22 protein-coding genes are annotated in these 21,532 nt (G+C 48.7%); 10 read left to right on the top strand and 12 right to left on the bottom strand.

Going from position 1 to position 21,532, the window contains the following annotated elements:
- Positions 1-21 precede the first annotated feature (21 nt).
- Complete coding sequence (trpA, locus tag NZM01_06940; GenBank protein ID MCS6959769.1) at positions 22-822, top strand: tryptophan synthase subunit alpha; 801 nt, start codon at positions 22-24, stop codon at positions 820-822.
- Positions 823-834: 12 nt separating this feature from the next.
- Here trpA and NZM01_06935 read toward each other — a convergent pair whose 3' ends face one another.
- Genes NZM01_06935 through cpdA form a run of 4 tightly spaced genes read right to left on the bottom strand, consistent with a single transcriptional unit; the run spans position 835 to position 4,650 of the window.
- Positions 835-1,497: a DnaJ domain-containing protein gene (locus NZM01_06935; protein ID MCS6959768.1), complete on the bottom strand. Its 663-nt coding sequence runs from the start codon at positions 1,495-1,497 to the stop codon at positions 835-837.
- Positions 1,498-1,537: 40 nt separating this feature from the next.
- On the bottom strand, positions 1,538-3,136 hold the full coding sequence (locus NZM01_06930) for an NB-ARC domain-containing protein (GenBank protein MCS6959767.1): 1,599 nt from the start codon (positions 3,134-3,136) through the stop codon (positions 1,538-1,540).
- Between the two features lie 33 nt (positions 3,137-3,169).
- Positions 3,170-3,898: a hypothetical protein gene (locus NZM01_06925; GenBank protein ID MCS6959766.1), complete on the bottom strand. Its 729-nt coding sequence runs from the start codon at positions 3,896-3,898 to the stop codon at positions 3,170-3,172.
- On the bottom strand, positions 3,895-4,650 hold the full coding sequence (gene cpdA, locus NZM01_06920; protein MCS6959765.1) for a 3',5'-cyclic-AMP phosphodiesterase: 756 nt from the start codon (positions 4,648-4,650) through the stop codon (positions 3,895-3,897). The genes NZM01_06925 and cpdA overlap by 4 nt, the downstream gene beginning before the upstream one ends.
- A 74-nt stretch (positions 4,651-4,724) precedes the next feature.
- Between cpdA and NZM01_06915 the strand changes: the two genes are divergently transcribed.
- On the top strand, positions 4,725-5,963 hold the full coding sequence (locus tag NZM01_06915) for an HD domain-containing protein (GenBank protein MCS6959764.1): 1,239 nt from the start codon (positions 4,725-4,727) through the stop codon (positions 5,961-5,963).
- A gap of 2 nt (positions 5,964-5,965) precedes the next feature.
- On the opposite strand, the gene NZM01_06910 is transcribed toward NZM01_06915, so the two are convergent.
- Positions 5,966-6,586: an NYN domain-containing protein gene (locus tag NZM01_06910; GenBank protein MCS6959763.1), complete on the bottom strand. Its 621-nt coding sequence runs from the start codon at positions 6,584-6,586 to the stop codon at positions 5,966-5,968.
- Positions 6,587-6,696: 110 nt separating this feature from the next.
- Positions 6,697-8,214, bottom strand: coding sequence for a methionine--tRNA ligase (metG, locus tag NZM01_06905; protein MCS6959762.1), 1,518 nt, complete (start codon positions 8,212-8,214; stop codon positions 6,697-6,699).
- 112 nt (positions 8,215-8,326) lie between these two features.
- Here metG and NZM01_06900 point away from each other — a divergent pair, with 112 nt between their 5' ends.
- The 5 genes from NZM01_06900 to NZM01_06880 all read left to right on the top strand — a co-directional run bounded on the left by NZM01_06900 (position 8,327) and on the right by NZM01_06880 (position 11,730).
- Complete coding sequence (locus NZM01_06900) at positions 8,327-8,815, top strand: bifunctional nuclease family protein (protein MCS6959761.1); 489 nt, start codon at positions 8,327-8,329, stop codon at positions 8,813-8,815.
- A gap of 118 nt (positions 8,816-8,933) precedes the next feature.
- Positions 8,934-9,272: an STAS domain-containing protein gene (locus NZM01_06895; protein ID MCS6959760.1), complete on the top strand. Its 339-nt coding sequence runs from the start codon at positions 8,934-8,936 to the stop codon at positions 9,270-9,272.
- Positions 9,273-9,379: 107 nt separating this feature from the next.
- Positions 9,380-10,906, top strand: a complete 1,527-nt coding sequence (gene psbB, locus NZM01_06890) for a photosystem II chlorophyll-binding protein CP47 (GenBank protein ID MCS6959759.1) — start codon at positions 9,380-9,382, stop codon at positions 10,904-10,906.
- A 3-nt stretch (positions 10,907-10,909) separates the two neighbouring features.
- Positions 10,910-11,023 carry a photosystem II reaction center protein T gene (locus tag NZM01_06885; protein ID MCS6959758.1) on the top strand — a complete coding sequence of 38 codons (114 nt, stop codon included), beginning with the start codon at positions 10,910-10,912 and terminating at the stop codon, positions 11,021-11,023.
- 65 nt (positions 11,024-11,088) lie between these two features.
- Complete coding sequence (locus NZM01_06880; GenBank protein MCS6959757.1) at positions 11,089-11,730, top strand: CIA30 family protein; 642 nt, start codon at positions 11,089-11,091, stop codon at positions 11,728-11,730.
- Between the two features lie 57 nt (positions 11,731-11,787).
- Here the strand turns inward: NZM01_06880 and NZM01_06875 are convergent, their stop codons facing one another.
- The 3 genes from NZM01_06875 to NZM01_06865 form a co-directional block, all read right to left on the bottom strand.
- A complete protein-coding gene (locus NZM01_06875; protein ID MCS6959756.1) occupies positions 11,788-13,107 on the bottom strand; it encodes an MATE family efflux transporter in 1,320 nt (439 codons plus the stop codon).
- 75 nt (positions 13,108-13,182) lie between these two features.
- Positions 13,183-14,064: a glycosyltransferase gene (locus tag NZM01_06870; GenBank protein ID MCS6959755.1), complete on the bottom strand. Its 882-nt coding sequence runs from the start codon at positions 14,062-14,064 to the stop codon at positions 13,183-13,185.
- A gap of 32 nt (positions 14,065-14,096) precedes the next feature.
- A complete protein-coding gene (locus tag NZM01_06865) occupies positions 14,097-14,999 on the bottom strand; it encodes a DUF1517 domain-containing protein (protein ID MCS6959754.1) in 903 nt (300 codons plus the stop codon).
- A gap of 92 nt (positions 15,000-15,091) precedes the next feature.
- Here NZM01_06865 and NZM01_06860 point away from each other — a divergent pair, with 92 nt between their 5' ends.
- Positions 15,092-16,423 carry a TrkH family potassium uptake protein gene (locus NZM01_06860; protein ID MCS6959753.1) on the top strand — a complete coding sequence of 444 codons (1,332 nt, stop codon included), beginning with the start codon at positions 15,092-15,094 and terminating at the stop codon, positions 16,421-16,423.
- A 66-nt stretch (positions 16,424-16,489) separates the two neighbouring features.
- A complete protein-coding gene (locus tag NZM01_06855) occupies positions 16,490-16,984 on the top strand; it encodes a porin family protein (protein ID MCS6959752.1) in 495 nt (164 codons plus the stop codon).
- Here NZM01_06855 and NZM01_06850 read toward each other — a convergent pair.
- The 3 genes from NZM01_06850 to NZM01_06840 are packed head-to-tail and all read right to left on the bottom strand — an operon-like array spanning position 16,981 to position 20,937.
- On the bottom strand, positions 16,981-17,700 hold the full coding sequence (locus tag NZM01_06850) for a pentapeptide repeat-containing protein (GenBank protein ID MCS6959751.1): 720 nt from the start codon (positions 17,698-17,700) through the stop codon (positions 16,981-16,983). The two genes, NZM01_06855 and NZM01_06850, sit on opposite strands and share 4 nt — an antisense overlap.
- On the bottom strand, positions 17,654-18,982 hold the full coding sequence (locus NZM01_06845; GenBank protein MCS6959750.1) for an IctB family putative bicarbonate transporter: 1,329 nt from the start codon (positions 18,980-18,982) through the stop codon (positions 17,654-17,656). The genes NZM01_06850 and NZM01_06845 overlap by 47 nt, the downstream gene beginning before the upstream one ends.
- Complete coding sequence (locus NZM01_06840; GenBank protein ID MCS6959749.1) at positions 18,970-20,937, bottom strand: serine/threonine protein kinase; 1,968 nt, start codon at positions 20,935-20,937, stop codon at positions 18,970-18,972. The genes NZM01_06845 and NZM01_06840 overlap by 13 nt, the downstream gene beginning before the upstream one ends.
- Before the next feature lie 62 nt (positions 20,938-20,999).
- Between NZM01_06840 and NZM01_06835 the strand changes: the two genes are divergently transcribed.
- Positions 21,000-21,491 carry a hypothetical protein gene (locus NZM01_06835; protein ID MCS6959748.1) on the top strand — a complete coding sequence of 164 codons (492 nt, stop codon included), beginning with the start codon at positions 21,000-21,002 and terminating at the stop codon, positions 21,489-21,491.
- Positions 21,492-21,532: the final 41 nt, after the last annotated feature.

Below are 21,532 nucleotides of genomic sequence, written 5' to 3'. Positions count from 1 at the left end.
AGTTTTAACTCACTGTTATAAATGATGACGGTATCGGAAAAATTTAAGCTGCTACGGGAGAAGGGGGAAGCCGCTCTCATTCCCTTTATTACAGCTGGTGACCCTGACCTAGAGACTACGATTGTGGCACTACAGGCACTCGATCGCCAGGGAGCTGATTTTATTGAATTAGGGATTCCCTATGCTGATCCCTTAGCGGACGGTCCTGTAATTCAAGCGGCAGCTACGCGGGCACTACAGCGGGGAACGAATTTTGCCAGAATTTTAGAAGTTTTAGAAGAGGTAAAAGATAAAATCAATGCGCCCCTGATCATTTTTTCCTACATTAATCCTATCTTGCAGCTAGGGGTCTCTCATTTTTTGCAGAAGATATACGATCGGGGGGCACGGGGTTTAGTTGTCCCTGATTTGCCCTTGGAAGAAGCCCAAATTGTCCTGGCACCAGCGCAAGATATTGGTATTGAGGTTACTCTCTTAGTTGCTCCTACTACACCCACAGAGCGGATGGCACGAATCGCTCACTATTCCCAGGGCTTTGTTTATTTGGTCAGTACAACGGGAGTGACAGGCATGCGCGCCCAGGTGGGTAAAAGGGTGCAAAAGATGTTAGCAGACTTGCGAACAGTAACAGACAAACCAATTGGTGTGGGTTTTGGTATTTCCCAACCAGAACATGCGAGACAGGTAATTGCTTGGCATGCTGATGCGGCGATTGTGGGCAGTGCCATGGTCAAACGGCTATCAGAAGGAGGGGTGCAAAGTATGGCAGAATTGTGTGCCGCCTTAAAGAAAGCTATTAGATGGGAAACAACGATCGGCTAGTTCTTTGACAAACTACAAGCTCATTTCTTCTTTTGCGGATTGATACATTTCTTCTGCAATGCGCCAGAGTTCGATCCCTGTGTGCAGATGCCGATCGTCCAAGTTGTTGGTGAAATAGTACAACTCCTCTATGCCGTCTCCCAGTTGATTCAAACAGTGAAAGAGATATTCCGCTACAGCGGCTTTGCAGCTGGGATTGGGAAATTGCCGGAATAGACGTTGCGCCTGACTGTAGCCAGAGCGGCATGTCGCTAAATAATCCAAAAAAACGGACATCAGTTGATCATCAAAGGGGTCGTCCGCTAGGGCATCAATCTGGTCCTGCAATTGCGGGAGGGTTTTACCTAAAAACTGGCAGATTGGCTCATAGACTTTGGTTATCCACTCCTGTACTCTTTCATCTTCCGTCTTGCCCCTAGTTTTCAGACCTCGCTGGGATACATTTGTATTATTTTGGGAAGATACACCAATACTAATATCATAGGAAGCACGACTCTTCGGGTTACTCAGAGTTTCATAGGCAACATTAATTTGAGCTATTTTTTCATGATTATCTAAACCGTGGTTCAGGTCAGGATGATATTGTTTGACTAGCTGTCGATAGGCTCTTTTAATTTCATTTTGGGGAGCAGTATGATGTACCTGTAGTATGGTGTAGTAGTTGGGAGTTTTCATGTCTGACAGCACACGATAAACTACAGTATAATTATACCCCCTAGGAAGCTTCACGATCGAGCCAGAGACCTAACAAAACCAAATTATTTTCCAGGCATTCACTGGGCGTTAGTTGCCCAAGGATGGTTTGTAGGTCATGGGGATTAGTATTAGTTTTACTTAATAGAGCATAGGTTTTATCTTTAATCGGTTTTAGGATTAAGCGAATCTGTACAGCACGGATATTGTCAGGCGCAGTGTCTTCTACAAGAGGGAACCGTTGCAGAAAGTACATGGTATTTATCTGCTTGTGCTCAATTATGGATGTCAGCTCTAGGATAATTTCTTCACTCAGTTTTTGATTGACATATTTCATCACTACTGGCTCTAGGGTAAATTTAACAGGCTCATCATTTGTTTTCTCAATTAACGACCGCCACCGCAAAGATTCTAATGCATCAATTAACTCCGAACCTGTAGCAGTGATTGCCATGGCTGACCGTAATTCCTGTAAATCGATCGGGCGGCGCTTCAATGCTAGCCAGTATAAAATTTCTTTTTCTGACTCTGATAGGCGGTTAAACTGTTCATATAATAAACTACGGAGGACATCCCCTAAACCCAGAGCGGTTTGCCGCAGAAATTCTGTGACATTGCCATTAAATAATTCTTTGATGGTCAGAGCAACTAGTTTAAGAGCGGAGGGATTCCCCCGATATTGTTGAATTAGCTCATTTACGCCTGGCAAGTTAGGGTCAAATCCTTTGGCGCGTAGTAATTCCTTGGCTCCTTCTGGCTGCATTCCCCTTAGTTTCAATGACCGCACGGGTAATTCTTCCCCCTGTAATAACAATAGTTCTTTGGGATGTTCCCGACTGAGGATGACCACACAACTCTGATGTCTTTCCGCGCCCAATCTTCTTATTAAAGTGCCGTAACTTTCGCAGCCTAAGCGATAAGCCCCTGCTAGTTCTCCATCTTGCAATACTGCTTCAAAGTCATCGATAACTAACAGGCAGCGTTGTTGTTTGAGGGCACCTAGTAAATCTCCTGTGTCATTCCCCAGTTTTTTACTCCATCCTTCTATCACTTGGGATAAAGGTAAAACATACCGTAAAGACCGCCATAACACAAAAGTAAAATGGTGATTGATCTGTTCCACTAATTTGACCGCCAGGGCAGTTTTGCCAATGCCCCCCATCCCCCAAATCCCCACGACACGACACCGGTCATGCACGATCCACTGCTGTAAGGTTTGTAATTCGTCCCTCCTGCCGAAAAATTGCCGTACTTCGGGGGCTTCTCCCCAATCGATGTGGTGAGCTGGTGGTGCGGCTTGCCGATCGCTATACCTGTACTGGGCTAACCATTCACTGATTTTTTCCCAGCGCAGGGTGTTGGGTGGTTGTCCTGTCAGTGCTTCAATGTGGCGATAAAGCCCCTTGTTTAGTTCCACCCGCAGTGCCCCTGATGTCCAGGCTAGTTTGTGGGCAATTTGCCCAGGGCGGTAGCGGCAGAGGAGTCCCCGCAGACAGGCTTTCTCAATTGGTTTCAGTTCCTTAGCACTAATTTTTTCTAAATCACTATAGAGACGCTCTAAATCCCATTCCTGGGCGGCTTCTGCAAAAGCTTGGTCGATGGGGTCAGAAGTTGCCAGCATGGAACTTGAGGAGACGCTAGAGGCATTCTAGCACTACAGGGTGGGAGTGACATCTAGGACTACACCTTCCCATTTCGACTTGTTTTTCTGTGCGACATAGAAGGCTAGGTTGAGATGATGTCCTGGTTGCAGTTTTTCTTCCTCTTCCTTGTAGCTCCGCCAAACAAAGGTAGTACCCTTCACACGGAAATCCTTGCCAAAGGGAGGAGGAACAGCGGTAAGACAAAAGATGGGTCTTTCTGTTAAGAAGGGATAGACCAACTGATAAAAATCGTACCAGTCCCTTGCTGTGAGAGCAGAATGACAGAGAGTAGCTTCTATCATTAGGTGTAAGGGGGAATGACTACTGCGATATTGATTAGCTAGCCGTCGCCATAACTGGAGAGTCTGGGCAATTCTGTCGGCTTTCACTGTGAAATGACCATCTCTGTCCCATTCTGTCAAAAGAGCAGCAGCTTGCTGTAGAAACAGAGACCGTTCGGGAGTCGTCACTCCCTTACCCGCCGCACCAATTAAAAAGACAGGACAGTCATATTCCCGAGCGAGTTTGTGGCTTACTGCTCGCAGAGCTTCTCTATCTGTCCACTGGGGATGATAAAGGGCAATGGGAGGACGGGGCACACCTGTCAGCATATATTTTGCCTCCAGGCGATACTGGTGGGCAATACCAGAAAGAGGAGAAAAACGATCGTTTAGGCGTTTTGTAATTGCTGCTTTATCAGTAGGGAATGTCAGCCCCGAATACACCCAGACAAATTTCATTTAACTCTTTCAACAATGGTTGTGAATTTGCCGTTGGATTCAAGGGTGAGGCGGCGACAGCCAGGGGGAAGGTTGTCAGTGGCAAATTCGGGACTGTTGGGTTGGAATTGAGCACAGGTAGAAGGAGTAACTAGGGAGCGCACCATACCCTTGGCAGTAAATCGCCATACCTCATGCTCTTGGTGGGCGTGTCCTGCAATCACTACCTTGACCTGGGGATAATTACCACAGATTCGCCAAAACTCTTCACTGTCCTGTAGACCAATCCGATCGAGCCACACCGACCCAACCGGTAACACAGGATGGTGGAGGGCAATCAAAGTAGGTAGGTCAGGGTATTGTTGCAAAGCCCGTTCCAGCCATAGTAAGGTACTACTACCGAGTTTCCCTTCCACTAAACCGGGTACAGCCGAATTCAATAACACCAGATGCCACCCCCCTGCTACCACCGATCGATTAATGGCGAGGTTCTCCGGGGGGATAGTTTCCATCATTGCCTCCAGGTCATCATGATTCCCAGGTAAGTAGTAAGCAGGCACGTTCAATTGGGTCACTTTCTGGACAAGGCGGCGATAGGAAGGCTTACCCCCGTCCTGGGCTAAATCTCCTGTCAATAGCAGTAAATGGGGTAAGCTTTGGCGGATACAGGAGAGGACACGATCGAAACTTTTATCGGTGTTCACCCCTAGTAGGACTTGGTTAGGGTCGTCGCACAGATGGATGTCTGTCAGTTGCACTATTTGCAGGGACATAGGAAGGCTTGGCAGCCAGTAGATATAGTTGATAAATATGGTAACCTAAGCGTATTCCCTCTTCCATGATCTAGATCACTGTGCCCAAATCCCGCACTTACCATGACCCTATCCACGGCGCGATTACGTTAGAGGGAGCTGACCCGATCGAGGAGATGTTAATCCGTTTGATTGATACGCCAGAATTTCAGCGGTTACGACGGATTCGGCAGCTAGATACGGCTTTTTTGACTTTTCATGGCGCTGAGGGTTCACGTTTTACCCATTCTTTGGGGGTGATGGCTTTGACACGCCGTGCTTTTGATACCATTGCTGACCGCTATCCCCAGTTGCAATCTCACCGCGCTGTAGTGCTAGCTAGTGCTTTGTTACATGACCTGGGACATGGTCCTTTTAGCCACGCGGGAGAAGAAATTTTCCATAACCACCATGAGCAGTGGACTTGTCGCCTCATCACTAACTCCTCAGTCACAGACATTTTACAGAGCTATGACCCCGACCTTCCTCACCAACTAATTCAGGTAATGCGGCATCAGTATCCCCTCCCCTTTGTCTATCAGTTAGTCTCTAGTCAAATTGACTGCGATCGGTTGGACTACCTGCAGCGGGATGGCTATTTCACGGGAGCACAGTATGGTCATCTTGACCTCGATCGGATTCTCCTTGCCATTACCTATGATCCCCACACCCAGGAGCTAGTAATCACCCGCAAAGGTTTAGTGGCAATCGAGCACTATTTGACCGTCCGCTATTTCATGTACAACCAAGTTTACAATCACCCCAAAAACCTGGCGGCTCGCTTTACCCTGGGTAAAATTTTCCAGCGCGCTCAGGAACTGCTACGGGCAAGCAAACTGACAGCTGACCCGGTCGTGACCCGCTGGCTCCTAGAAGACCCCAATCAAATGGATGTGCCCACCTACCTGGATGCGGACGATACCAACTTTTTATACGCTATCAAGCAATGGCGCCATCACCCTGACCCCATTCTCGCCGATTTATGCCGCCGCTATCTCGATCGGGACATTTTTAAGGCAAAAGACATCAGCGCCTTGCCAGACTTAGAGCAACAACTTTTGCTCCACCAGACCCAGGAACTCCTTGATAGCCTGGGCTACAATCCTGAGTTCTACTGCGGCATCCGCACCACCCTCACCAAAGGTTACACCCTCTATCAAGGCGGCATCCCCGTCTTACTAGAAGACCAGCTAGTAGAAATATCCCAAATCTCCCCCCTGATTAATGCCCTTACCCAACCCAATCACCGCAGCTGGCTGATTCATCCCCGCTTGCCCAAATACCCCTGGCAATAAAGCTATTTGTTATCCGAACTGTGATTGTGGTCGAGGTTATCAATCGTGTTCACAGTGGTAATTTGCCGCATGTGGGAGCGGGGCACCTTTTGAATGTCATCGCGGATGGATTCCAGGTCAATATAACGATCGGCAACGTTAATGAGATGGTCACTGGTCATAGAGCGCAGGCTTACCACTTCCACCCGTACACCACGGTAACTGGCAGCATCCACAGCATAGGCTAAATCCCCATCTCCACTTACTAGCACCGCCGTATCATAGGAGCCAATCAACGCCATCATATCCACAGCAATTTCTACATCTAAGTTGGCTTTCTTGGAACCATCGGGCAACTGTACCAACTCCTTAGAGATCACTCGATAACCATTGCGCCGCATCCATAGCAGAAAACCCTGCTGTTTTTCATTTGTCCGATCGACCCCCGTATAGAAAAATGCCCGTAACAGCCGAGAATTACCTGTCAAGCGCCGCAGTAATTTGGTATAGTCAATCTCAATGCCCAACTGCAGTGCTGCATAAAATAGATTGGAACCATCGATAAAAATAGCAATGCGACCACGATCCTCCAGCGTATGGTCTGGGGAATAGCCGAAATCGTGATCACCAGGACTGTTGAACATGGCTTACCTTAAAACTCGTTAGTCAGAACACGCTCCCTTAAACACGGCATACCCATCTTAAGTATAAATGCTCAAGTTCACTTTAGCAAATTTTAGTAATAGACTGCAACCTATTGTTTTATCTCTATCCGCTCAAAAATAGGCTGAGGTTTGGGTAGTTCTTTACCTGGCTCTAATCCCCCCCACACCGTTTCTGTCCAGGTAAACCGCGGTGCCAAGTGCAACTGCTGCCAGATTTTGGTACTCAGAGTAGGCGTGATGGGATAGAGACAGAGACCTACCAGACGTAGAGCTTCCAAGACACTGTAGAGAATTTGCTCTACCTCTCCTTGGGCACCAGCTTTGTAGAGTTTCCAGGGAGCACGATCGTCTATTAACTTATTCCCCTCTCGCACTACCGCCAACACCGCCTGACACACCTCCTGGAAGGCTAGTACTTCATAGCTCTGACGTACTCGTTGCACCATTTGGACACAGGAAGTAGATAGATCATACCCACGGGCAGGCACTTTGCCATCACAATACTTAAACACCATCCCCAAACTGCGATTTAAGAGATTCCCCAAGCTGTTAGCCAAATCTGCATTGAGAATTTCCACAAAACGCTGTTCACTGAAGTCGCCGTCTTTGCCAAATTCAATCTCCTTGAGGAAAAAATACCGCACCGCATCTGCCCCATACTGTTTGACCAGGGCAAAGGGATCGATCGTGTTCCCCAGCGTTTTGCCCATCTTCAAGCCATCCTTCGTCAGAAAACCGTGCCCAAACACTTGACGCGGTAAGGGCAAGCCTGCCGACATCAGCATGGCGGGCCAATAGACAGCATGGAACCGCAAAATATCCTTACCAATGATGTGCAGATGAAAGGGATACCAAGTCTTGAGCGCATTTGCTAAGGTGGGTGGGTCATCAGGTTCTAGGAGACCCGTCAAATACCCCAACAGAGCGTCAAACCATACATAGAGAGTCTGACTGGAGTCAATGGGAACAGGAAAGCCCCATGGCGTATAGCGAGAGATAGAGAAATCCCGCAATCCCTGTTGCACAAAGGCAATCACCTCATTGCGGCGGCTCTGGGGTTGGATAAAATCGGGTTGGGTGCGATAGAGCTCTTCTAGGGCTTCCTGATAGCGGGACAGACGGAAAAAGTAGTTAGTTTCATCCCGCCACTCGCAGGTCACCGTAGGATGAATGGGGCACTTATGATTTTCTAAGAGTTCCCGCTCCTCTTTGAACTCCTCGCAGGCGACGCAATACCATCCCTGCTGTTGTCCTGGGTAAATATCCCCCCGTTCGTACACTCGCTGGAAAAACTCCCTGACAATGGCATGGTGCTCAGGGGCAGTGGTGCGCACAAACCGATCGTAGTGAATATCCAACAACTGCCAGAGGGACTTAAAGCCCTCCACCATCAGATCGCAGTGTTCCTGGGGCGTGCGGTTAAGTTTAGCGGCTGCCTGCTGAATTTTTTGCCCGTGTTCATCACAGCCTGTTACAAACAGGGTCGGCGTACCCGTCATGCGATAGAAGCGGGCCAAGGTATCAGCAGCGATCGTGGGGTAAGCACTCCCCATGTGGGGCAAATCGTTAACGTAATAGAGGGGTGTAGTTAGGGCAACCGCTGGCATACTGATATTCTAAAATATAAGAAAAGCAAAGTATATTATCCATGTACCCCATTCTATGCCAGAGTAGAGTACAACTGGTAATATACCCCTGGAAAGACTAAAAGGTGGCACCATGATTGAAATGAAGGTGGCAGGTATTGCCATAGACGCTCTCAGTCATCATCCCATTGTTTTCCTCCAAGATACTGCCGATCGCCGCGCACTCCCCATCTGGATTGGTGAAGCAGAGGCAAAAGCGATCGTGGCTGCCCTTGACCCTAAGCCTTCTATTCGCCCCATGACCCACGAGCTATTCGTGCATATGCTGCAGGCGTGGGGGATGAAACTAGAACGGGTAGTCATTCACTCCCTCAAAAACAGTACTTTTTACGCTGTCCTCACCGTGTCCCAGGGGGAGACCAAAAAAGACATTGATTCTCGTCCCAGTGATGCCATTGCCATAGCTTTGCGAGCAGGTTGCCCCATCTGGGTAATGGAAGAAGTAATCCTACAGGCCTCTGTACCTGTCAACCAGGACGCGGACGAAGCGGAACGCCGTGCTTTTCGGGAGTTCTTGGAAAATCTCAATCCCAGCGATTTTGCCAAGGGTATCCAAGGTTAAAAACTACTAGACAACTGGCGGAATTCCTCCTAGAATATATCCGCACTTTAGGACTGAGGGGGAGGTTGTTATTTCTGAGCAACTTGACCTAACCGTTAGTTTACGCGGGCGGCGGGACATCCATGACAATTATCAGGTACTACGTTTTACGGGTCTTCTGGATGCCTTCTCGGAGCCAGCCTTTCGTAAGGCAGTGAGTAAGTGTATTGAAGAGGGTCCCAAGCACGTCATCCTCGATTTTTCCGCTATTGATTTTATCGACAGCTCGGGACTGGGTATTTTGGTGCAAATGGCGAAGAAGTCCCAAGCCAGTGGTGGTACTCTGCAAATAGTGAGCAACCCCAGAGTTAAGCAGACTGTAAAGTTAGTACGCCTGGAAAAACTACTTCCCCTCCAACCTTCTCTGGAAGAGGCGTTGACAGCAATTGGGGTCAAATCTTCCGAGATCAACCAGTAAAGAAAATTGCGAGGTATATGCCCCTAGAGCGGTAACATGGACTATGATAAACGTAAAGAATTGTATTCTTATAAGATAACTTGTTACCCCTAGAGGAATAGTAAAAGATGGGACTACCTTGGTACCGAGTGCATACTGTACTCATTAATGACCCTGGACGCCTAATCGCTTCCCACTTGATGCACACTGCATTGGTGGCAGGTTGGGCAGGCTCCATGGCGCTCTACGAAGTAACTACCTTTGACCCCAGTGACCCCGTATTTAATCCTATGTGGCGGCAGGGGATGTTTGTCATGCCCTTTATGGCGCGCTTGGGTGTAACTAGTTCCTGGGGCGGTTGGACTGTAACCGGGGAAACTGCTCTCAACAATGGTTTCTGGACGTTTGAGGGTGTGGCGATCGCTCACATTGTTCTTTCTGGGCTGTTGTTCTTGGCAGCGTGCTGGCACTGGGTGAACTGGGACTTAGAGCTGTTCCGTGACCCTCGTACTGGCGAACCGGCTTTGGATTTGCCTAAGATGTTCGGTATCCATTTATTCCTGTCGGGCATTTTGTGCTTTGGCTTTGGCGCATTCCATCTCACTGGTCTATTTGGTCCCGGGATGTGGGTATCTGACCCCTTTGGTCTGACAGGACATGTGGAACCGGTAGCGCCCGATTGGGGACCGAATGGTTTTAATCCCTTTAATCCTGGTGGTGTAGTAGCTCACCATATTGCGGCAGGGATTGTGGGGATTTTGGCGGGTCTATTCCACTTGATTGTGCGTCCGCCGGAAAGACTGTACAAGGCGCTGCGGATGGGCAATATTGAAACCGTACTCTCTAGCAGTATTGCTGCTGTTTTCTTTGCTGCTTTCGTAGTGGCAGGGACAATGTGGTATGGCTCAGCGACAACCCCGATCGAGCTATTTGGTCCTACCCGCTATCAGTGGGACAGTGGCTACTTCCAGCAGGAGATTCAACGCCGTGTCCAAGCGGAACTCAACAATGGCGCTACGCTATCTGAGGCATGGTCTTCTATCCCTGATAAGTTGGCTTTCTATGACTATGTGGGCAATAGCCCTGCTAAGGGTGGTCTGTTCCGGACAGGTCCCATGAACAAGGGGGATGGTATTGCCAAGAGCTGGCTGGGGCACATTGTCTTCAAAGATAAGGAAGGACGGGAGCTATTTGTCCGCCGTCTGCCTAACTTCTTTGAGACTTTCCCTGTTGTACTGCAGGATGCCGATGGCATTGTCAGAGCAGATATTCCCTTCCGGCGGGCGGAATCCCGCTACAGCTTCGAACAAGCTGGTGTAACGGCTGAGATCTACGGTGGTGCCCTCGATGGGAAGAAGTTTACTGACCCTGCGACGGTGAAGAAGCTTGCCCGCAAGGCCCAGCTAGGGGAAGCCTTTGAGTTCGATACGGAAACCCTCAACTCTGACGGTGTGTTCCGCACTAGCCCTCGCGGTTGGTTTACTTTTGCCCATGCGGTATTTGCTTTGCTCTTCTTCTTGGGGCATATTTGGCACGGGGCACGTACGCTCTTCCGCGATGTGTTCGCTGGTATCGACCCTGATTTCTCCGAGGAGCTGGTAGAATGGGGCGCATTCCAAAAGGTTGGTGACAGAACGACAAAGGTGGAGGCTTAATCTATGGAAACTATCACCTACGTTTTCATCTTTGCTTGTATTATCGGTTTATTCTTCTTTGCCATCTTCTTCCGCGAAGCTCCTAAAATTGAATCCGATCGTTCAAGCAAGAAGTAGTTTTTAACAGGGTGTTCCTTCGGGAACACTTTTTTATCCGATTTAGTTGGACGGTTGATTGATTTATGGGCTGGGATCTCAAGCGATTTGCTGATACTCTCAACTTTTTTGGTGCACTCCCGATCGTCAATTTGTTCCAGCCAGTTCCCAATTTGTCAATCACAATGTCAGACAATGTGATTTTTGATTTCACTAAAGCCAATCCCGATTATGCTTCACTATGGGGTTCTTTAGATGATGTGGTCATGGGGGGTGTCAGTCAAAGTAGCTTTGTAATTAGGGAAAACAGTGCTCTTTTTACGGGCATGGTTTCTACTGCTAATTCTGGGGGCTTTGTCTCTGTGCGGACTCGTAATTTTAACCCGCCTCTCGATTTGTCACAATCTAGTGGTATTGCCCTTCAGGTTAAGGGGGATGGCAAACGCTACAAGTTCTTTTTGCGAGATAGTACGGGGTGGGATAGTATTGCCTATTGCTGTGGCTTTGATACGATCGCTGGGGAGTGGATGAATGTAAGGTTGCCCTTTAAGGAATTTGTCCCTGTCTTTCGCGCTAGGAGTGTTCCTGATGCCCCTCCCCTTAATCTTGGGTATATCCGATCGATGCAACTGATGTTGAGCAAATTTGAGCTGGATGGGAAACTAAATCCTACCTTTCGACCGGGAGCTTTTGCCCTGGAGATTGCTAGTATTACTGTAGTGCCTTAACACCATGAGGAAATCTGTTGGTAACTGTGAGTGAGAAACAGCGTTAATATCCATTTCTTAACTCCTGTATCCCAACATTTGTTGATAAGTTCTAGGGAAGTTTATTCCTAGGGCAATAGTCAAGCTCACCATATAAAAGGTTAATGCCCCCCAGAGAATATGACTGTTTTGGTAGTAGAGGGATAGAAGAGCAAGGGGTAAGAATCCTCCAAAAAAACTGGATACAGCTGAGTTGCGCAAGACCTCTCCCTCCTTCAGTCCAATAAAGTATCCTTCCAGCATAAAAGCCAGCGCCGTAATCACTAACAGAGGTAAAAGCCAGATGTCATAGTTGAGAATAGCTGTTTCAATTTCCCTGTGGTTGGTCAGTAATCTAAACACCTGGTGGGGGAAAATAATTGTCAGGACAGCGATCGAAATTGCAATCGTTGTACTCGTTAAAATTGACACTTGCAGCAGGGGCAGAATCTGATTGACTTTGCCCTCTTTTTGTAAGTTGCCCACTAGGGACTGTGTCGTCATACCTATGCCTTGAATAGTAAACTGACTGAAGAGTGCAATCTGGATGAGCAAGCCATTTTGTGTCAGAGTTTCTGTTCCCAGTTGGGCGCTGACATTGGTAAAAATAGCATAGACAGAAATTAGCAACACAAAACGGATTAAGATGTTAGCCTTCAGAGTAACCGTGGCAGTAAAAGCTTCCCTGGCAAAAATTGCCCGCCAACTCAAAGACTTAGTTGACCACTCGATCGTTTTAAGCGCTACCCCACTGCCGATGAAAAAGGCTGCGTATTGACTAATAGCCGTGGCTAAACCTGCGCCCCAACTGCCCCATCTATTGATGAAATAATAATCTAAAATGACATTGGCTCCATTGCCCACCATCGACATTAACAAAACAGTGCCAGTTTTTTCTCTCCCTAAAAACCAACCGATCAGCACAAAGTTGGACAGAACAGCCGGTGCTCCCCAAATTCTGCCATCAAAGTAATTCATGCCTGCTAGTTCAATCTCAGGGGTGCTGCTGAGTAACCAAAAGCCCAAAACTTTGATAGGATACTGCACTAATAGGACAGTAAAACCGATCGTCAGGGCCACAAATAAGCTGCGCAACAATACTTTTAATTCGGTTTCTCGATCCGGGGCACTGGCAGTAAGGGCGTTGGTACTGGAGCGTAAAAACTTGAGGATGCGATAGAGATAATCAAATAAAATTCCCCCTAAAATTGTCCCCCCTAGCTGATTGATGTCTGCTAAATGACCCAGAAAAGCCGTATCCACTAACCCCGCCAGGGGTACCATCATGTTAGAAAGGACACTAACTATTGCTATCTGACTAAATCGTGGCAAAAAGGGGTACTGCTCCAGTAAGTTCACGTCGCTATGCCTATCTTTCCTCTAAATTGTAGACGAAACACAACCGCTGCAGGGGAATTCCTGCTAAATATGTACCTAGGCTTTTAATAGTAGTCGCCACCAGTCCTGTACAATAGCGGTGAGAAATCCACGGTGAAATTGTTGGTCTAATTTGTCTCCTTGCCAGGCTTGTTTCACATGAGATTTGAGATTTCTTAGTATGTGTTTTCTGCCAAAGTGCATTAACTCAAATAATCCTTCCGATCGTCCTTGCCAGTAGAATCTACGCTTAAACCATTCGTAATTTAACCGATCGCCTCTGATACAGTGATAGACTTCGGCGTAGGGGACATATAAAATCTGAAACCCTGCTTTTTCAAGGCGGTAACACAATTCAATTTCTTCATAGCCCATCAGGGATTTGCCCTTGCGTCCAAAACAATCTAAAAAGTAGCCAACTTTAGAAAAAACTTCCCGACGAAACGCCATGTTCACTCCCCTGGGATATTCGTTGTAGTAAAGGGGCATAATTTGATTGCCGTGGTCAAAATTGCTGATATAAACACCTAAACGCTGGTCTAGCCAATCGGGGGGGGGAGTAGTAAAGCGGGCTATCACTTTGCCACCTAAGGCGTAGGCGTTAGGATAGTTCTGGAAGGTTTGCACCATAACTTGCAACCAGTGGGGAGGCACGATCGCATCGTCATCCAGGAACAAAATAAACTCCCCTTTGCTGTGCCTGATGCCAGAATTACGGGCATTGGATAAACCTAATTTGTTTTCCCGTACATAGACTAAACGATCGGGATGTTGTTGTTGTATTGCTTGCAGCAGTTTTTGATTGGGGGGACTGGAACAATTGTCTACTAAAATGACTTCAAAGTTATCATAATTGAGGGCTAAAACAGAATCGATCGTGGCTGTAATTTCTTCCCCCCGGTCTTTGGTGGCAATGACAATAGAGGCAAAGGCTGACACAGAGTTTCATCCAACCAATGCCCCCATTGTAACTAAATGCGCACTAGTTCGGGATAGACTGCAATCATGTCATCGGCAGTGAGAGTATAGGCAGGGGATTGGGGTTCCCAAATTACTTCTACCGCTAACAAATTGTCTGCTCCTACGGAGCCAACTGTGGTAATAGCTTGCCGTAGGTCCTGCGCCGAGCGAATAGTGGGCAATTGGGGTAACCCCGTAGCCGCTACCATGATAGTTACGACAATGTACTCGCTGGGATCGCCTGTGCCCGTCAGTGCCTGTTGTTCCTGCCGACGATTGTGGACATTAGATAGAACTTCTACTGCTTGCTTGCTCCGCTCGCCAATTGCCAGGGCATTGAAAGTTTGTTCCGCCCGATCGAGGGCTACGGTCTCTTGCTTGACACTGCCGTAGACCCAGTACTCAGGATGGCGCAACAGAGCCAAGGTGGTTTCCTGGAGGAGCTGCCCTAAACCACTAGGGGAATTGGTGTCAGACTCCAGGGCTAGGCGGTTGAGGTCTGCCTGTAACCCCCGTGCGCTAGCGAGTAACCCCACTTGTACCTTGGCAACTGTGACTTTGCTTTGGCTATTGAAGATACCAGAGTTGCGGAAGCCCTGCACCAGAATACCACCAATGGCAACTAGCACCAGCAGGGACAACAGACTACCGCCACCTCCCCCCAGGAGGAAGGGGAACCAAAACCAACTACTGGGAAAGGGAGAACTGTAGTAGTAGTTGTAACTGGGATGGGAACGGCTGGAGAAGTTGTTTGTCTGACGACGGGGCTGCGCCCGAAAGGTACTGCCTCCCACTCTGCCACTGGCACGCTTTGCCCATGCAGGTTGCCCTGCCCCAAAAATAATCACCATCACTAAAAGGCACAGGGAAAATATCCCCGCTAGGCGACGGATTACAGAACGCAGTCTTGCCATAGATTTCTCATCGTTACGCTAGGTATTACTATCTTATACTCTTGCCTGTAGTCCCTCAGAGTAGTATTGTCTGTAATTATGGCTAAGTCGCTATGACTCCTGCTAAGACAATCTGCTTAGGTTTTTTAGGACTGATTGCCCTAGGTACTTTTCTTTTAAGTTTGCCCCTTGCCACTAGGGATGGTACTTGGAGTAGTTTCACTACTGCTTTATTTACTGCTACTTCCGCTGTGTGTGTGACGGGTTTATCAGTGGTGGATGTGGGGCAATACTACAGCCATTTCGGTCAAGTTGTCCTCCTTTTACTCCTACAAATTGGGGGACTGGGCTACATGACGACAACTACTTTTCTCCTCCTTTTGATCGGACGGAAGTTTAGTTTGCGGGATAAATTAACTCTGCAGCAAGCCCTCGATATTCCTGGCATCAGGGGGGGCATAAATTTGGTGCAATCCATTATCGCCACTACTCTGATTATCGAAATCACAGGTATCTTTATTCTACTGCTGGGATTTGCCCCCGCCCATGGCATCGATCGGGGTTTGTGGCTGGCAATTTTCCATAGTATGAGTGCTTTTAATAATGCAGGTTTTAGTCTGTTTTCTGATAGCTTGATGGGATATAAGCGATCGGTTTTGGTCAATTTAACTATCTCAGGGTTAATTATTGCCGGCGGGATTGGCTACCAAGTGTTACTGGAATTTTTCCTATGGTTACGGAGCAAGTTATGGCGCTCCCAGGAGCGGATTATTTTTAGCTTGAATTTTCGGGTAGCAGTCAGCACTACCTTAGTTTTATTGGTAGTTGGTACAATTCTCTTTCGTATGTCAGAGGCAAATTCCCCCGCCTTTCAGGACTTAAATTTCTGGGAGAAATGGTTGGCAGCTTGGTTTCAATCAGTAACTACACGAACCGCTGGGTTTAACACAGTTGACATCAGTAAACTTTCCGTAGCAGGGCTGTTTATCACCATTGCGTGGATGTTTGTGGGGGCATCCCCTGGTGGTACGGGGGGTGGTATTAAGACAACAACAGCACGGGTTCTATTCGCTTGCACAGGGTCAGCACTCCAGGGTAATGAAGAGGTGTATATCTACGAACGACAGGTTCCCCATGTACTGCTAGTGAAAGCGATCGGGGTAGCCGTAGGTTCCCTCTTGACAGTGATCTGTTCGACAATTTTGCTATCAATTACTGACCCTCAATTTCGCTTTATTGAAATTTTGTTTGAATGCGCTTCCGCCTTTGGGACAGTGGGTTTATCGATGGGTATTACACCGCAAATTTCCCCCCCAGGACAGCTGGTGTTAGTAGCTACTATGTTCGTGGGACGGGTGGGAGTAATGTTGTTGATGGCAGCCCTGATGTCCGCACCAAAACCGAAAATGATTCAGTACCCTGAGGAAACTCTGCTGGTGGGTTGATGTCAGAAATGGTCGCTTTTTGTAAGGATTTCTGTTAACATGCTCCTATGAATGTGAGGTGTGATTATGGGGAAAGGTCTGGCGATCGGTTTGGCTGTCTGCAGCTTGTTGATAAGTACGGGGGTGGCAGTGGCCCAGCCTGCCTATGGTAGCTATATTGGTGTGGGTTTAGGGGTAGGGGTATCTGAGGGTAGTGTCCTAGATGGAAATTCCCGTACAGCGGCGGGGTTGATTGCTCTGCGCTATAAGTTCTTGGAAATCCCACTCTCTCTACGGACACAGGTACTGATTGGGGACTCGACAGCCGTTGTGCCCACCATCTCCTATGATTTGCCCTTGAACTTTAACACCGATTTCTATTTGGGAGTGGGAGCGGCTATTGCCAATAACATCACCCCTGTCGGCAATAAGAATAGCTTTGTTCTACAACCTGGGGTAGACTACACAATTCCCAACAGTAACTTGGTGATCTTTGGTAACGCCATTTTTGCCTTTGATGCCTATCGCAACTCCAACAACACCGCCACTTCTTTGCAAACGGGGATTGGGTTTAGGTTCTAGCAGTCTCGATCGGATTGGGTGCCATCGGGCAAGATTGTCTGACAGAGTTGGGCGTCCCTGAGTTGAGGGGCGGTAAGGAGAGCACCCCTTAGGTTGGCTTGGCGAAAGTTGGCTTGCCTGAGGTCAGCGCCCCGAAGGTCGGCATTGGTGAGATCGGCGGTTTGCAGGTCTGCGCCCCTTAGGATGGCTCCTTGGAAGTTGGCACTGGTTAGGTCTGCCTGCCGCAATTGTCCGCTCAAGAGCATTGCCCCCTTTAGGTTTGCTCGCTTTAGGTTGGAAAGGGTAAGTTTGCTATTGGTCAAGACCGATCGTTGTAAGTTAGCTCCTCCCAAGTCAGCCCCTGTCAGATCAGCCCCCAAAAGGATAGCTCCCCCCAGATTTGCCCCTGTCAAGTTCGTACCTTGTAGCAGCGCCCCCGCTAAATTCACCCCCTGTAAATCCGAACCGCTGAGGTTAGCATTGGTTAAATTAGCTTGAGATAATTCCGCCCCCCGCAATTGGGCATCGACGAAGAAGGCTCCCATCAATTGGGCACCACTCAAGTCAGCATTTTGCAGATTAGAAGCCACCACTGTCACCCCCTGCAGATTTGCCCCCCGCAGATTTGCCCCTATTAAGTTACACCGATCGCACATCCGCAATTCTTGCAACCGCTGTACGTCTCTAGGGTTAGCCGTTTGCGCCATCAGGGTCAACCACACCAGAGCTAGTTTCATTTTGCTTCTCCCCTACCATAACTAGAGCGACCGCTAACCACCATAACACCTGCACCTGGGGACGATACCACACGGTATCCCCTAGACCATGGACTAACATCCCCACAACGATACTCAACCCCGCTATTCCCCAAAGACTAGGTTCCTTTCTGATTGCCCCTAACCCCCGCCCTATGACTACTGTTACCAGCCAACCGTAGGTCAGCAAACCCACCACTCCTGTCTCAATTAACATCTCCAGGGGCACGGAATAGGCACCCAAAGCACTGTGGCGCGCCTTCTGAAACAGGGGATAAACCAAGTTAAATGCCCGATTGCCTGGACCAATACCTAGAACCGGGTAGTGTTTTACCATCGCGATCGCCCCCTGCATCACCCGCAAACGAAAACTGATACTCTGATCGACATTGCGATCGAAGACAGAAAAGATTGACATTAACCGCAATCGCAGGGCAGGTTTACTGATCACAGCCCCCGCCATTGCCCCTCCTAAACCCACTGCCACCGCAGGCAAAGCCCACAGGGATAGACGGGGAAAAGCCCAGTACAGCAGTGCCAGGGTCAACACTAAAACTTCTGCCCCCAAGCCCAGCCATGCCCCCCGACTGTAGGAATAAATAATGCACAACAAGGACCCCAAAGTGGAGAGAGCAATTAGTAACTTCCATGTCCACCTTTTAGTCAGAATAATTGACACTACTCCCAGGGGAATTGCTGCTAATAAATAGCCCGCCAACAGGTTGGGATTGCCTAGAAAACTATACACTCTCGTCAAACTGGATAGTTCGGAAGTCGGGTCCCACCAGGTCGCCAATTGTTGAGCACCAAAAAATTGCTGCCGTAAACCCACTACCACCACTGGTAAATTAGTTAAGATATAAGCCCCCACTAGATAGCCCCGATATTTTGGTTGGACAGTCACCACCCGCTCGATCGCTAGAAACACAACAAAATACAACAGCAACTTGACTAGACCATCCAAGGCAGCCGAGCGGACAGGGGAGAAAACTGTCGATAAAGTAGCTACCAAGCTATAGGCAAGTATGGGTAATTGCAATGTACTGCGTTGGGCCAGGGGCAGATAAAACAGAGTAATGGCAAGCAAAAACAGCCCAATTTGACTAGTGGATAGGTAGGGTAAGCCCAGGATCAAAACTATCAGCCAAACTGCCAGAGCGGGCACAGAAACTAACAGACTGTATTGCGATAAAGACTGCCACCCCACCCACACCCTGCTGAGCAAACTATAGTGCCACCAATTATTTATATTCACAGCCGCCATATGTTAATAACACCATCCTCCCCACCACTGTAGAGCCATTTGCCATTGGGACTAATCGCTAAACAAGTTACGGCGGCCTTGTGCCCCTTTAACACCAACAGTAATTTGCCTGTGGACATTTCCCAGATGCCAATTCTCCGATCGGTGGCGCCACTAAATAGTAATGATTTGGTAGGATGCACTACCAGGGTTTTCACTTCCCCTTTGTGCCCTATGAAGGTCCTGACTAGCTGCCCCGTCAGCCAATCCCAGCACTTAATTGTTTGGTCAGCACTGCCACTGAACAATTGCTTACCGTCCCTGCTTAGAGCTAGGGCTAACACTTCCTGCTGATGTCCTAGGATGACTCGCTGGGGAATATTTTTATCAATACTCCAGACCTTGATTGACCGATCGGCACTGATAATCTGGTGATCAGGGGTGACAACCACGGCATTGACCTCCTGTCCCAAGTTATTGATTGTTTTCAGGAGTTTGTAAGTCCGCAAGTCCCACACCTTGAGGGTTTTGTCGTTACTGCCGCTGACTAGCCAACTTTCATCCCCTGCCACTGCCAAGCAAGTTACACCCAGCTCATGCCCTTCCAGGGTTTCCAAGGGTAATCCCGACTGACACTGCCAGACCTTGATGGTTTTGTCCCCACTGCCACTCAAGATTAGTTGCCCCCCTGGTGTCACCACCACACTGTAGACCCAATCCCCATGCCCCACCAAGTTATGCAGTCGTTGTCGAGTTTTACTGTGCCAAACCCTGACTGTCCGATCGCCCCCCGCTGAAATCAAGAACTGCCCATCGGGAGTCACAGTTAGAGCAGTATTAGTTTTAGCATGGGCAAGGAGGGATTGCTTGAGCCTAGCACCCACCTTTGTGTAGTTGTAGCTGGCATATATCAGCCCCAGTCCGACTCCTGCCCCCACCACTGCACCCTTTGTGCCCCTGAAGTACCACCCTATAGCCGCTAAACTGACACCCACCGCCAGGAAAATCCCCTGCCAGGGGAGCCGTTTCTGCCCAGGAGAAGGCAGGGAGGCAGTTCCCGTTCCCGATTGCTTTACCACCCTTTCTACCAGCTCTAACTGTCGCAGGAGGGCTTTAGCATCAGCAGGACGATCCCCCGGCTTGCGGTTCATCATTTGATCGAGCAGGTCAGCAAAGGCAGGAGTAATCCCAGGAGCGTGGCTGCGCCAGTGCAACACATCCCGATCGGGGTCATACATATCCAAAGGATGCTTCCCTGTGAGGAGGTGGACGAAAGTACGCCCTAGGGCATAGAAATCTGATTGGGGGACTGCCCTGCCATTGGTCTGTTCTGGAGCAGTATAGCCACTGGATACCACCGCCGTCATGCTGCGCCCCTTGTCAATATTGGCAATGTAGGTAGAAGTGACATCCCTGGCAGTGCCAAAATCTATCAACACTAGCTTGCCCTCTGGTGTGAGCATGATATTGGAAGGTTTGATGTCGCGGTGGAGAAAGCGGCGTTGATGAACTACTCCCAAAACTTCCACTAAGGCTTTGAGCCACTCGATCGCCTGTTCCTGGGCAAGGGGTTGGTAGCGTTTCTGGACTTGCCATTCCTCCAGATTCATACCAGGAATTTTTTCCATAACCAGGCAATGCAAAACCAGTCGCCCCGCCACTGTATGGGTAAAATAGCCATCGATCTTGGGAATACCAGGGTGTCGCAGCTTACTGAGCACTTCTCCTTCCTGAACAAACAGTTTGACCGCCTTGCGACTGGTGTTATGTTCCACCCTTAGGACTTTGAGAATTTTCGCTTCTTTACCTGTGGAGGCACGGTAAACCAGGCTAAACCCCCCCTGGTCACTAAGCAAACCCTCTACCCGATACTTTCCCGCAATAACTAGAGGCGAACCGCAACTAGCACAATGGGCTTTCTGTCTGTTTTCAGGATGGTTAGGCAGAGCACAATGGGGATTTATACAGTAGCTCATAGGATTGGCAAAGGGACAATACAACCTCACTGCGCACTGCTTTAGAATGGTATTGTACCTGATTGAGTGTTGCGGTGTTTGCCCAGTTTCGCAGCCAATATCCGCAGGGGAGTATCCAGACGGAAATGCTACCCAAACAGGAGGGCAAGTTCATTTTCCGTGCTACTGTGAGTGTCAATCAGGTTATCCTCAGTACTGCCACTGCCTGTGATAGTGACCTGGAAAGAGCAGAAGAAAAGGCGATCGAGCGTGCCCTCACCTTCGCGGGGCTTAACCAAGTAGTAGCGCTTACCACCGTAGCAACACCAACTCCCCCAGAAAGCTATAGCTCGCCTCCCGAGTTTACCCTCACTCCCCCTGGCAATCACCACCCCGAAGACCTGTCCAATGAAATTAGCCAAACCCAGGTGGAGATGGAACGCTTAGGCTGGACAACCAAACAAGGGCAGGAGTACTTGATGCGTACCTTTGGCAAAAAATCCCGCCACCAACTCACCCCCAGCGAACTACGCCAGTTCCTCGCCTACCTGCAATCCCAACCTAGTCGTTTTTAGCACAAACTTTTGCCTATTGTGTGTAAAATAACGTATAATAG

The organism is Pseudanabaenaceae cyanobacterium SKYG29 (assembly GCA_025055675.1).
Lineage (GTDB): Bacteria > Cyanobacteriota > Cyanobacteriia > Pseudanabaenales > Pseudanabaenaceae > M5B4.
This window is presented reverse-complemented; position numbering and strand designations above follow the sequence as displayed.